Below are 12,463 nucleotides of genomic sequence, written 5' to 3'. Positions count from 1 at the left end.
CGTCGGACTCGGCGGTGGCTTTCCTTTTTCTTGCCCGGAATCCACCTGCCATGTCGACGCCCACCGCCCGCCCCCTGGCCGACCTCGAAAACGCCAGCGAATTCATCGCACGCCACATCGGCGTGACCGCTGCCGACGAAACCCACATGCTGTCCGTGATCGGCGAGGCCTCGCGCCGCGACCTGATCGACAGCATCGTGCCGCGCTCGATCGCGCGTGGCAGCCGCATGGCGCTGCCCGAAGCGATCACCGAGGCCCAGGCGCTGGCTGACCTGAAGGCGATTGCCGGCAAGAACAAGATCTTCAAGAGCTATATCGGCCAGGGCTACTACAGCACCCATACCCCGGGCGTGATCCTGCGCAACATCCTGGAAAACCCGGCCTGGTACACCGCCTACACGCCCTACCAGGCAGAAATTTCGCAGGGCCGCATGGAGGCGCTGGTCAACTTCCAGACCATGGTCAGCGACCTGACCGGCATGGCGATCGCCAACGCCTCGATGCTCGACGAGGCCACCGCCGCCGCCGAAGCCATGACCCTGGCCAAGCGCTCGGTCAAGGCCAAGGGCAATGTCTTCATCGTCGGCGGCGACTGTCACCCGCAGACCATCGAGGTGATCCAGACCCGCGCCGCGACGATGGACATCCAGGTGAAGATCGCCGCCACCGAAGCCGAGTGGAACGCCGCGCTCGCCGCTGACGACTACTTCGCCGCCCTCAACCAGTACCCGGGCAGCAGCGGCTGGCTGTGCGACTGGAGCGAGTCGGCCGAGACCATCCACGGCAAGAAGGCCGCGCTGATCCTGGCTGCCGACCTGCTCGCGCTGACCCTGCTCAAGGCCCCGGGCGAGATGGGCGCCGACATCGTGGTCGGCACCACCCAGCGCTTCGGCATGCCGATGGGCGCCGGCGGCCCGCACGCCGCCTACATGGCCTGCCGCGACGAGTACAAGCGCTCGCTGCCGGGCCGCCTGGTCGGCATCAGCGTCGACACGCATGGCAACCCGGCCTACCGCCTGGCACTGCAGACGCGCGAGCAGCATATCCGCCGCGAGAAGGCGACTTCGAACATCTGCACCGCCCAGGTGCTGCCGGCCGTCGTCGCCAGCATGTACGCGGTCTACCACGGCCCGCAGGGCCTCAAGCGCATCGCCGAGCGCGTCGCCAGCTACACCGCCCTGCTGGCCCAGGGCCTGCAGTCGCTGGGCTACGCGCTGGTGCATCACACCGCCTTCGACACGCTGACGGTCAAGACCGCCAGCGCGGGTGCCGCCCACGCCCTGGTCCAGCATGCCGCCGCCAACGGCGTCAACCTGCGCCAGCTGCGCAACGACTGCGTCGGCATCTCGCTCGACGAGACCACCACGCGCGAGGACATCGCCCAGCTGCTGTCGCTGTTCGCCCAGCCGGGCCAGGCCTGCCCGCAGGTCGATGGCTTCGCCGCCGGCGTCGAGGCCCTGATCCCGGCCGCGCTGCGCCGCAGCAGCGCCTACCTGACGCATCCGGTCTTCAACCGCTACCACAGCGAGACCGGCATGCTGCGCTACATCCGCGCGCTGTCGGACAAGGACCTGGCGCTCGACCGCAGCATGATCCCGCTGGGCAGCTGCACCATGAAGCTCAACGCGACCAGCGAGATGATCCCGATCACCTGGCCCGAGTTCGCGCTGGTCCACCCCTTCGCGCCGGCCGACCAGCTCGAGGGCTACCGCCTGCTCGACGAGCAGCTGCGCGCCTGGCTGGCCCAGGCCACCGGCTACGCCGCCATCAGCCTGCAGCCCAACGCCGGCTCGCAGGGCGAGTACGCCGGCCTGCTGGCGATCAAGGGCTACCACGAGGCGCAGGGCAACGGTCACCGCAACATCTGCCTGATCCCGTCCAGCGCCCACGGCACCAACCCGGCATCGGCCCAGATGGCCGGCATGCAGGTGGTGGTGACCAAGTGCGACGAGAACGGCAACGTCGACCTGGCCGACCTGCAAGCCAAGTGCGAGCAGCACAGCGCCAACCTGGCCGCCGTCATGATCACCTACCCGAGCACCCACGGCGTGTTCGAGACCCAGGTCAAGGCCCTGTGCGAGCTGGTGCACAGCCATGGCGGCCGCGTCTATGTCGACGGCGCCAACATGAACGCGCTGGTCGGTGTCGCGGCACCGGGCGAGTTCGGCGGCGACGTCAGCCACCTGAACCTGCACAAGACCTTCTGCATCCCGCACGGCGGTGGCGGCCCGGGCGTCGGCCCGGTCTGCGTGGTGGCCGACCTGGCTCCCTACCTGCCCGGCCATGCGACGGCCAGTGCCCAGGGCGCCTATGTCGGCCCGGTCAACGACAGCGTCCCGAGCAGCCAGCCGGCCGTGGGTGCCGTCTCGGCCGCTCCGCTGGGCAACGCCGCCGTGCTGCCGATCTCGTGGATGTACATCCGCATGATGGGCGCCGATGGCCTGCAGCAGGCGACCGAGACCGCGATCCTGAGCGCCAACTACATCAGCAAGCGCCTCGCCGACCACTACCCGACGCTGTACGCCAGCGCCAACGGCCATGTCGCGCACGAGTGCATCCTCGACCTGCGCGGCCTGAAGGAAACCAGCGGCGTGATGGCCGAGGATGTCGCCAAGCGCCTGATGGACTACGGCTTCCACGCCCCGACCCTGTCCTTCCCGGTCGCCAACACGCTGATGGTCGAGCCGACCGAGAGCGAGACGCTGGAGGAACTCGACCGCTTCATCGACGCGATGATCGCGATCCGCGACGAGGTGCGCCAGGTCGAGGCCGGCGTCTGGCCGAAGGACGACAACCCGCTCAAGCATGCCCCGCACACCGCGGCCAGCCTGCTCGGCGCCGAGTGGAACCATGCCTACCCGCGCGAAGTCGGCGCCATGCTCAAGACCGGCCAGGCCGTCAAGTACTGGCCCTCGGTCGGCCGGGTCGACAACGTCTACGGCGACCGCAACCTGTTCTGCAGCTGCCTGCCCATCGGTGACGCCGAATAAGGCCCAGCCGCATTGATGCAGAAAGCCCGCCTCGCGCGGGCTTTCTGCCGTCTGCGCCCGGGCCGGCGGCTCATCCGGCCTGGAGCACGCGGGCCACGAAGGCGCGGAACCAGGCCAGCACCGGCGCCTGGGTCCGGCCCTGCAGCGTGATGTAGGCAAAGCGCGCCTGCACGCGCAGGGGGGGCTGCAGCTTGAGCTCGACCAGCCGGCCGGCCGCCAGGCCCTCGCGCACCGCCGCCAGGATGCCGAGGTAGATCGCCTGCGAGCGCTCGACCGCGGCGATCAGGCTGTCGACCTCCTCGCCCTGCAGCGAGACCATCAGCTGCGGATCGGCGGTGGGGCCGTACTGCTCGACCAGCAGCCGGGCCACCTCGTCGGACAGCGGGGTCGAGGCGACCGGATAGCGCAGCAGCTGCTCAAGACCGACGCCGGGCTGGCCGGCGAGCGGATGGTCGGCGCGGCAGACGAAGCCGGCCGGCTGGTCGCCGAGCGGGTCGATCTGCAGGTCGGGCGCGGGCGCCACCCGGCGCGCATCGACCACCAGCGCGTCGAGCTGGCGCGCGCGCAGCTGCAACAGCTGCAGCTCGGTCGGGCCACGGGTGATCGACACCCGCAAGTCGGGATGCTGCTCGGCCGCATGGCACAGCAGCGGGGTCGTCAGCAATGCGCCCGGGCCCGAACCCAGGCCGACCCGGATCGAGCCGCCACCGCCCTGCAGCCGTTCCGCGCTGCGCCTGAGCTCGGATGCCTCGAGCAGGATGCGGCGCGCGCGCGCCACCACCTCGCAGCCGAGCGGGGTCAGCTCGTTGCGCTTGCCGATGCGGTCGAGCAGCTGGCCGCCGAGCGCCTGCTCGAGGTTCTGGATGCTGCGGCTCAGCGCCGACTGGGTCAGGCAGCATTGCTCGGCGGCGCGGCTGAAGGAGCCGGTATCGGCAAGCGCCAGCAGATGTTCGAGGGCCTTGAGGTTCATGCCAGCGCATTCTACAAACGAATAGCAATGATCCAAATAATGCATTGGACACATCAAAAAGCCGCCCATAAGATGAAGGCATCCACTACATCAGAAGGAGACAAGCATGGACATCCGCAAGCGCCAGACCCTCAAGCGCGCCACCGCCCTGCTCGCAGGCCTGACCCTGACGGCTGCGGCCATGGCGCAATCGGGCAAGCCCCTCACCCTGATGGTGCCCTACCCGGCCGGCGGCGTCTCGGACGTCATCGCACGCATCGTCAGCCCGGTGCTGGCCAAGCATCTGGAGCGCACCGTGATCGTCGAGAACCTCGGCGGTGCTGGCGGTGCGATCGCCGCGCAGAAGGTGCTCAACTCCCCCGCCGACGGCAACATCATCTACCAGGGTTCGCCTAACGAGCTGATCCTGACCCCGATGGCCGTGGCCGCCGTCAAGCACAAGAGCGAGGACTTCCGCCCGGTGCAGTCCATCACGCTCAACGAGATGATCGTGTTCGCGCGCAAGGACCTGCCGGTGGGCAATGGTGACGAACTCGCCGCCTACGCCGCCAAGATGGCCAAGGAAGGCCGTCCCCTGACCTATGCCAGCGTCGGCCCCGGCTCGCTCTACCATGTCCTCGGCGAGCAGATGTCCAAGGTGCTCAACGTCCCGATGACGCATGTGCCCTACAAGGGCGGCGCGCCTGCCACGCAGGACCTGATGGGCGGCCTGGTCGACATCTTCATCACCCCCTACGGCAAGGCCTATGTCGAGCTGGTCAACAGCGGCAAGATCAAGGCGGTGGCCGCCCTCTCGGCCGAGCGCCAGGCTTCGTTCAAGTCGGTCCCGACCCTCAACGAGAGCAAGGCCCTCAAGGGCTTCGTGTTCGATACCTGGCAAACCTATTTCGTGCGCAAGGATACGCCCGAGCCGGTGGTGCAAGCCCTGCACAAGGCCCTGAGCGAAGTCGCCAACGACACGGGCGTGCGCACGACACTCGAAGCCCAGGGCATGATCGTTCCGAAACCGCTGGCCTTAGACAAGGTGACCAAGAGCTACAGCGACGAGATCGCCCAGTACCGCGCCATCGCCAAGTCGATCAACCTGCAGGCCCAGTGACACCATGTCCGACACCCTTTTCAAGCTGCAAGCCCTGTCGGACGAGTTCACGGCGTTGCGCCGCGACATCCACCAGCATCCGGAACTCGGCTATCAGGAGTTCCGCACCAGCGAACTGGTGGCCGAGCGCCTGGCGTCCTGGGGCTACCGCGTCACGCGTGGCCTGGGTGGCACCGGTGTCGTCGGCCAGCTGGTGCGCGGCTCGGGGGCCAAGCGCCTGGGCCTGCGCGCTGACATGGACGCGCTGCCGATCCAGGAAGCCACCGGCCTGCCGCACGCGAGCTGCCATGCCGGCCTGATGCATGCCTGCGGCCATGACGGCCACACCGCGACGCTGCTGGCCGCAGCCAAGCACCTGGCCGAGCAGGGCCAGTTCGACGGCACGCTGAACCTGATCTTCCAGCCGGCCGAGGAAGGCCTGGGCGGCGCCAGGAAGATGATGGAGGACGGCCTGTTCGAGCAGTTCCCCTGCGACGCGATCTTCGCCATGCACAACATGCCGGGCTTCCCGCGCGGCAAGCTGCTGCTGCGCGATGGCGCGACCATGGCCTCGAGCGAGAACATCACCATCACGCTCGAAGGCAAGGGCGGCCACGGCGCCATGCCCCATGTCGCGATCGACCCGGTGGTGGCCGGCGCCTCGATCGTGATGGCGCTGCAGACCATCGTCTCGCGCAACGTGGCGCCGCTGCAGATGTCGGTCATCACGGTCGGCTCGCTGCAGGCCGGCGAGGCCAACAACGTGATCCCGCAGCGCGCCACGCTCAAGCTCAGCGTGCGCTCGCTCGATCGTGGCGTGCGCCAGCTGCTGAATCAGCGCATCCGCGAAGTGGTCGAGGGCCAGGCGCAGAGCTTTGGCGTCCAGGCCAGCATCGACTTCCAGGGCGGCTACCCGGTGCTGGTCAACACCCAGGCCGAGACCGACTTCGCGCGCCAGGTCGCGCTCGAGCTGGTCGGCGCCGACAACGTCGAGCTGCAGACCGTGCCGCTGACCGGCAGCGAGGACTTCGCCTTCATGCTCGAGCAGGTGCCGGGCAGCTACCTGTTCATCGGCAACGGTGACGAGGCCAGCGGCGGCCACGGCGCCTGCATGGTGCACAACCCGAACTACGACTTCGACGACGGCAACATCGCGATCGGCGCCGCCTTCTGGGCCAGGCTCACCGAACGCTTCCTGGTTGCCTGAAGCCGCAGCAGGCAAGCTCAAAAACACAAGAGGCCGGCCGCTGTACAGCGCGCCGGCCTCTTGTCATCGAAGGCTCAAAGTCCCAATGCCGCGATGCCGGCGCGCGCGATCTGCGCGTCCTCGCTCGACTTGACGCCGCTGACGCCGACGGCGCCGATGCACTGGCCGTCCTTCATGATCGGCACGCCACCTTCGAGCATGCCCTGCACGCCCGGCACGCTCAGGAAGGAAGTGCGGCCACCGTTGATGACCTCCTCGTAGACCTTGGACTCGCGCCGGCCCAGTGCGGCGGTATGTGCCTTGGCCGGTGCGATCTGGGCCGAGATGGCCGGTGCGCCATCGAGGCGCTGCAGCCACAGCAGGTGGCCGCCGTCGTCGACGATGGCCAGGGTCACGGCCCAGTTATTGCCGAGCGCCTCGGCCTCGGCGGCGGCGGCGATGGCCTTGACGTCGGCCAGTTCAAGAACGGATTTGGTTTTCATGTCGGTTTATTGGGGTGAAGGAATCAGTTGCGGCTGACGGTCGCGGCCACGGGGATGGCAGCGCTCGCCGGCTCGCCAGCGAAATACTCGCGCGTGAGCTGCACGATCACCGGGCTGAGCACCAGCAGCGAGATCAGGTTCGGGATCGCCATCAGCGCGTTGAGCGTGTCGGCCACCAGCCAGGCGAAGTCCAGGCTCAGCACGGCGCCGAAATAGACCGAGATCGTCCACAGCAGGCGGAACGGCTTGGCGGAGACGGTGCCGAGCAGGAATTCCCAGCATTTCTCGCCGTAGTAGCACCAGCCCAGGATGGTGGTGAAGGCAAAGATCGCCAGCGCGACCGCCAGCAGGTACTTGCCCACGCCCGGCATCGCGGCCTCGAAGGCCATCGAGCTCAGCACCGCGCCGTTGGCGCCCGAGGTCCAGACACCGCTGACCATGATGGCCAGGCCGGTCATGGTGCAGACGATGATGGTGTCGATGAAGGTGCCCATCATGCCGATCAGGCCCGAGAACACCGGGTTGGAAGTCGCGCCGGCGGCCTGGGCGATGCCCGCGGTGCCGAGACCGGCCTCGTTCGAGAAGATGCCGCGCGAGACGCCCTTCTGGATCGCCATGATCACGGTCGCGCCGAGGAAGCCGCCGCTGGCCGCGGTCGGGTTGAAGGCCTGGTTGAAGATGGTGGCGAAGGCCTCGGGGATGCGGTCGGCAAACACGACCAGCACCACGCCGACGGCCAGGATGTAGCCAATGCACATGAAGGGCACCAGCACCTCGGCGACGGCGCCGATGCGCTTGATGCCGCCCAGCACGACGGCGCCGGTCAGCAGCGTCAGCACGACGCCGGTGATCCAGGTCTCGACGCCGAAGGCGTTGTGCACCGCGCTGGCGATGCCGTTGGCCTGCACCATGCTGCCGATGCCGAAGCCCGCCAGGCCGCCGAAGATCGCGAACGCGGTGCCGAGCCAGCGCCAGTTCTTGCCCAGGCCGTTCTTGATCGCGAACATCGGGCCGCCGGCATGCTCGCCATGGTCGTCGACCTCGCGGTACTTGACCGCCAGCACGACCTCGCCGTACTTGGTCGCCATGCCGACGAAGGCCGTCATCCACATCCAGAACAGCGCGCCCGGGCCGCCGACCGCGATCGCGGTGGCGACGCCGGCGATGTTGCCGGTGCCGACGGTGGCCGACAGCGCGGTCATCAGCGCCGCGTAGGGCGAGATCTCGCCTTCGGAATCCTTGCCGGGCTTGCGGCTCTGCCAGATCATCGCAAAGCCGTGGCCGATCTTGCGCAGCGGCATGAAGCCCAGCCGCAATTGCAGGTAGAAGCCGGTGCCCAGGATCAGCACGATCATGGGTACGCCCCAGACGATGCCGTTGAGCCATTCAAAAAACGCATGTAGGGATTGCACGGTAGTGCTCCTTTCCGGCCTGCAACAGCCTAGGGGGGTGAAAATGCCGCCGCTTCGTGAGCAACGGCAAGGGAAAAAATGATCAGGCGCGCAGCGGGAACAGCTGGTTGCCCGGGGCAGCGCCGACCTGGATCGCCTGCTCGTCGGCCTGCGCCACGACGTCGGCGATCATATCGGCGGTGACCGCCGACAGCGTCCAGCCCAGATGGCCATGGCCGGTGTTGTAGAACACATTGGCCTGGCGACCGCGGCCGACGCGCGGCAACATGCTCGGCAGCATCGGGCGCAGGCCGGCCCAGGGCAGCACCTGGCGCGTGCTGACGCCCGGGAAGCACTGCTTGACCCAGTCGACCAGCGGCTGGATGCGGTCGGCGCGGATGTCCTTGTTGTAGCCGTTGAACTCGGCCGTGCCGGCGACGCGGAAGCGGTCCGGCCCGAGCCGGCTGGTCACGAGCTTGGTCTCGTCGTCGAGCAGGCTGACGGTGGGCGCGGCGCGCCGGCTCTGCTCGTCGAGCAGGTTGACGGTGATCGAATAGCCCTTGACCGGGTAGATGTTGACGCGGTCGCCGAGCTGGGCCGCCAGCTCGCGGCTGGCAACGCCGGCGCAGACCACCAGGCCGTCGAAGCGGCGCTCCTGCACGCCGGTCTCGTCGGCCACGCTGACCACGGCCGTCTGGCCATCGCTGCGCAGCGAGCGCACCTCCTGGCCGAACAGCAGCGTGACGCCGAGCCGCTCGGCCGCGGCAGCCAGGCCATTGGTGAACAGGTGGATGTCGCCGGTCGAGTCGCTCTCGGTGTAGTAGCCGCCGTAGTAGTTGCCGGCCAGGGTCGGCTCGATCGCGCGCATCTCGGTCGGGGTGACGGCACGGCGTAGCAGGCCGCCAGCGGCCAGCAGCTTGGAGACCTCGCCCGCATGGTCGAAGCCGGCCTTGTCGCGGTAGATATGCAGGATGCCTTTCTTCTTGAGGTCGAAGTGCACGCCCTCGGCCTCGGCCCAGGCGAACAGGTGCTCGCGCGCGGCCACGGCCAGGCGGGCGGTCTCGATCGTGTTCTGCCGGTAGTTCGGGATGTTGGCGATGAACTCGGCGAACCAGCTCAGCTTGTGCCAGCTCGGCTTGGGATTGACCAGCAGCGGCGCATCGCTCTTGAGCATCCACTTCAGCCCCTTGACGAGGGTGGAGGGATGGGTCCAGACCTCGGCATTCGAGGCCGAGAGCTGGCCGCCGTTGGCGAACGAGGTCTCCATCGCCGCGTAGCGGTGCTTCTCGAGCAGGGTGACGGAGTAGCCGCGCTTGGCCAGCGCGTAGGCCGTGGTGACGCCGGTGATGCCACCGCCGATGACTGCGATCGATTTCATGAGGACAGGCTCCAAACAGGTCGATGGGAGGAGCACGTCGCGCACCCTGCGCCACGCGCGCCCCCTCTGTTTGGTACCTGAGAGATTCACGTCAACGCCGATGGCGTCGCGCTTGCTCCTGCGGTGTGCCGGGTGACTAAATCCGGCCGCTCTTCAGAGTTCTACGATTCGATCGGTCCTTTTGCCTGAGAGTTTCCGGGGCGGTTGCTCCTTCGGCGTCGCAGGCCAGGGGCCGGCGATCTCTCCCGATCGAACCTCGGCACTGGGCCGAAGATATTGCTGATTACGCAAGCATCGTGCCAGAGCGAAACAGGGAAAAACATCGGGGTTTACGCCTAAGTCGGCACCAATCTGGCGCATGCCGGGCCAATCAGGTGCAAGGCAGCCGGCATTGATGCGACCGCTGCGACGACCGGCGCGGCGCGGACCGGCCTGCTAAAGCTAAGATCGACGCCTATTCCACCCCTCGACGAGGAGTTCCCCATGTCCAAGCGCTTGTGCTGATCGGAGAGTCACCATGGCCGTCAGCGTTTTCGACCTGTTCAAGATCGGCATCGGTCCCAGCAGTTCCCACACCGTGGGCCCGATGCGCGCGGCGCGCCTGTTCGCGCTGCGGCTGCAATCGGGCGGCGTGCTGGCCCGGACCGCGCGCGTGCGCTGCTGGCTCTACGGCTCGCTCGGCGCCACCGGCAAGGGCCATGGCAGCGACACCGCGGTGCTGCTCGGCCTGGCCGGCCACGAGCCCGACACGGTGGATGTCGACCGGGTGCCGGAACTGCTGCAAGCGATCCGCGACAACCGCAGCCTGGCGCTGCTCGGCGAGCACGAGCTGGCCTTCGACGAGCGCGCGGACCTGCTGTTCATGCGCCGCGAGAGCCTGCCCTTCCACGCCAACGGCATGCGGCTGGTCGCCTACGACGCGCAGGGCCAGGAGCTCGAGAACCGCTGCTACTACTCGGTCGGCGGCGGCTTCATCGTCAGCGACGAGGTGGCGGCCGACGGCAGCAAGCAGAAAGTCATCGCGCCCGACGCCACCGTGCTGCCGCTGCCCTTCACCAGCGGCGCCCAGCTGCTCGAGATCGCCCGGCGCGAGGGCCTGAGCATCGCCCAAGTCATGCGGCGCAACGAACGGCACTGGCGCAGCGACGCCGAGATCGACGCCGGCCTGCTGCGCATCTGGCAGGTGATGCAGGACTGCGTGCAGCGCGGCTGCCGCACCGAAGGCATCCTGCCGGGCGGCTTCAAGGTCAAGCGCCGCGCCGCCGCCCTGCACCGCTCGCTGACCGAGCACCCGGAGGCGACGCTGCGCGATTCGCTCGCGGTGCTCGACTGGGTCAACCTGTACGCGCTGGCGGTCAACGAGGAAAACGCCGCTGGCGGCCGGGTCGTGACGGCACCGACCAACGGTGCCGCCGGCATCGTGCCAGCCGTGCTGCATTACTACGCGCGCTTCATCCAGGGCGCCAACGACGCCGGCGTGATCGACTTCCTGCTCACCGCGGCCGCGATCGGCATCCTCTACAAGGAGAACGCCAGCATCTCGGGCGCCGAGGTCGGTTGCCAGGGCGAGGTCGGCGTGGCCTGCTCGATGGCGGCTGGCGCGCTCTGCGCCGTGCTCGGCGGCACGCCCGAGCAGGTCGAGAACGCGGCCGAGATCGGCATGGAGCACCACCTGGGCCTGACCTGCGATCCGGTCGGCGGCCTGGTGCAGATCCCCTGCATCGAGCGCAACGCGATCGCCGCGGTCAAGGCGCTCAACGCCGCGCGCATGGCGCTGCGCGGCAACGGCAGCCATTTCGTCAGCCTGGACAAGGTGATCAAGACCATGCGCGAGACCGGCGCCGACATGAAGGTCAAGTACAAGGAGACCGCGCGCGGCGGCCTGGCGGTCAACATCGTCGAGTGCTGAGGGCCGGCTGCCGATGAACCTGTCCGTGCGCCAACTCCGGGCCTTCGTGCTGGCGGCCGAGCATGGCTCGTTCTCTGCGGCAGCGGCGGAAATGGGCGTGACCCAGCCCGGCATCTCGCTGCTGATCCGCCAGCTCGAGGACGAGCTCGGCCTGCAGCTGTTCCACCGCACGACGCGCCGGCTCGAGCTCAGCGTCATGGGCCGCGACATGCTCGACAGCGCCCGCCGCACGCTGAACCAGCTCGGCGCGCTGGAGCGGCATGCCCAGGACCTGCACCGCGGCCAGCAAGGCCGGCTGGATGTCGGCGTGATCGCCTCGGTGGCCTGCAGCCTGTTTCCGCCGACGCTGGCCAGGTTCCAGAAACAATGCCCGGGCGTCAAGCTGGAGTTCCACGAGGAGCAGGCCGCGCCGCTGCTCGAGCGCCTGCGCAACGGCGAGCTCGAAATCGGCTGGGGCCTCTACCCCAGCCCGCAGCCGGACCTGATGTTCGAGCCGCTCTACCGCGACCCGATGATCGTGCTGATGCACGAGGACCATGCCCTGGCCAGCCGCGAGCATGTCACCTGGAGCGCGCTGCGCAAGCACCAGTTCATCTCGGCGTCGCTGCAGTCCGGGGTGCGCATCTACACCGACCGGGCCGCCGCCGCCGCGGGCATAGAGATGCGCCCGGCCTACACCACGCCGTCGCTCACCACCGCGATCGGGCTGGTGCGCCAGCAGATCGGCTGCGCCGTGCTGCCGCTGCTGCCACTCGAGAACCTGAATCTCGAACGGCTGGTGATGCGCCGCCTCGAGCGGCCGGGCATCTGGCGGGAAAACGGCCTGATCACGTCCAAGGACCGGCGACTGTCGCCAGCGGCGCAGGCCTTCGTCGAGGCGGCCCGCCTCACGGCCAGCCGCTACACCCTGCCCGAGGCCATGGCCCGGCAGGCCAGGCAGCTCTAGGGCCTGTTAACGCAAGTTGACAAGGCAGTGGACTTGGCTCGAAACTGTTGCGATGCAACTGACTCGCGAGCAATTCGAACAGATCGCTCCACTGCTGCCACGCCAGCGGGGC

The 12,463-nt window shown here is 68.3% G+C and carries 9 protein-coding genes and 1 riboswitch; of the genes, 5 read left to right on the top strand and 4 right to left on the bottom strand.

Annotation, left to right across the window (positions count from 1 at the left end):
- Window positions 1–50 precede the first annotated feature (50 nt).
- Complete coding sequence (gene gcvP / locus C6P64_RS05830; protein WP_105747659.1) at window positions 51–2,990, top strand: aminomethyl-transferring glycine dehydrogenase; 2,940 nt, start codon at window positions 51–53, stop codon at window positions 2,988–2,990.
- Between the two features lie 70 nt (window positions 2,991–3,060).
- Here the strand turns inward: gcvP and C6P64_RS05825 are convergent, their stop codons facing one another.
- Window positions 3,061–3,960 carry a LysR family transcriptional regulator gene (locus C6P64_RS05825; RefSeq protein WP_105747658.1) on the bottom strand — a complete coding sequence of 300 codons (900 nt, stop codon included), beginning with the start codon at window positions 3,958–3,960 and terminating at the stop codon, window positions 3,061–3,063.
- A 106-nt stretch (window positions 3,961–4,066) separates the two neighbouring features.
- Here C6P64_RS05825 and C6P64_RS05820 point away from each other — a divergent pair, with 106 nt between their 5' ends.
- Both C6P64_RS05820 and C6P64_RS05815 read left to right on the top strand, forming a co-directional pair.
- Window positions 4,067–5,059, top strand: a complete 993-nt coding sequence (locus tag C6P64_RS05820; protein WP_105747657.1) for a Bug family tripartite tricarboxylate transporter substrate binding protein — start codon at window positions 4,067–4,069, stop codon at window positions 5,057–5,059.
- A gap of 4 nt (window positions 5,060–5,063) precedes the next feature.
- A complete protein-coding gene (locus C6P64_RS05815; protein ID WP_105747656.1) occupies window positions 5,064–6,245 on the top strand; it encodes a M20 aminoacylase family protein in 1,182 nt (393 codons plus the stop codon).
- 74 nt (window positions 6,246–6,319) lie between these two features.
- Here the strand turns inward: C6P64_RS05815 and C6P64_RS05810 are convergent, their stop codons facing one another.
- The 3 genes from C6P64_RS05810 to C6P64_RS05800 all read right to left on the bottom strand — a co-directional run bounded on the left by C6P64_RS05810 (window position 6,320) and on the right by C6P64_RS05800 (window position 9,532).
- Window positions 6,320–6,727, bottom strand: coding sequence for a GlcG/HbpS family heme-binding protein (locus C6P64_RS05810; RefSeq protein ID WP_105747655.1), 408 nt, complete (start codon window positions 6,725–6,727; stop codon window positions 6,320–6,322).
- A 23-nt stretch (window positions 6,728–6,750) separates the two neighbouring features.
- On the bottom strand, window positions 6,751–8,082 hold the full coding sequence (locus C6P64_RS05805) for an alanine/glycine:cation symporter family protein (RefSeq protein ID WP_170073053.1): 1,332 nt from the start codon (window positions 8,080–8,082) through the stop codon (window positions 6,751–6,753).
- 139 nt (window positions 8,083–8,221) lie between these two features.
- Window positions 8,222–9,532: a D-amino acid dehydrogenase gene (locus C6P64_RS05800; RefSeq protein ID WP_146115864.1), complete on the bottom strand. Its 1,311-nt coding sequence runs from the start codon at window positions 9,530–9,532 to the stop codon at window positions 8,222–8,224.
- 127 nt (window positions 9,533–9,659) lie between these two features.
- A riboswitch (glycine riboswitch) is annotated at window positions 9,660–9,754 on the bottom strand.
- 259 nt (window positions 9,755–10,013) lie between these two features.
- Here C6P64_RS05800 and C6P64_RS05795 point away from each other — a divergent pair.
- The gene (locus C6P64_RS05795; RefSeq protein ID WP_105747652.1) at window positions 10,014–11,405 is read left to right on the top strand and encodes an L-serine ammonia-lyase; all 1,392 of its coding nucleotides are present in this window, start codon (window positions 10,014–10,016) and stop codon (window positions 11,403–11,405) included.
- A gap of 25 nt (window positions 11,406–11,430) precedes the next feature.
- Entirely contained in the window at window positions 11,431–12,351 is a 921-nt protein-coding gene (locus C6P64_RS05790; protein WP_170073050.1) for a LysR family transcriptional regulator, read from the top strand.
- Window positions 12,352–12,463 lie beyond the last annotated feature (112 nt).

The sequence above is a fragment of the Malikia granosa genome, assembly GCF_002980595.1.
Taxonomy (GTDB): Bacteria; Pseudomonadota; Gammaproteobacteria; order Burkholderiales; family Burkholderiaceae_C; genus Malikia; species Malikia granosa.
This window is presented reverse-complemented; position numbering and strand designations above follow the sequence as displayed.

What these genes read in the sequence shown, in the direction of transcription:
- C6P64_RS05825 (WP_105747658.1), bottom strand. Translation starts at nt 3,960, where the DNA reads ATGAACCTCAAGGCCCTCGAACATCTGCTGGCGCTTGCCGATACCGGC.
- C6P64_RS05805 (WP_170073053.1), bottom strand. Translation starts at nt 8,082, where the DNA reads ATGATCGTGCTGATCCTGGGCACCGGCTTCTACCTGCAATTGCGGCTG.
- C6P64_RS05820 (WP_105747657.1), top strand. Translation starts at nt 4,067, where the DNA reads ATGGACATCCGCAAGCGCCAGACCCTCAAGCGCGCCACCGCCCTGCTC.
- gcvP (WP_105747659.1), top strand. Translation starts at nt 51, where the DNA reads ATGTCGACGCCCACCGCCCGCCCCCTGGCCGACCTCGAAAACGCCAGC.
- C6P64_RS05810 (WP_105747655.1), bottom strand. Translation starts at nt 6,727, where the DNA reads ATGAAAACCAAATCCGTTCTTGAACTGGCCGACGTCAAGGCCATCGCC.
- C6P64_RS05795 (WP_105747652.1), top strand. Translation starts at nt 10,014, where the DNA reads ATGGCCGTCAGCGTTTTCGACCTGTTCAAGATCGGCATCGGTCCCAGC.
- C6P64_RS05815 (WP_105747656.1), top strand. Translation starts at nt 5,064, where the DNA reads ATGTCCGACACCCTTTTCAAGCTGCAAGCCCTGTCGGACGAGTTCACG.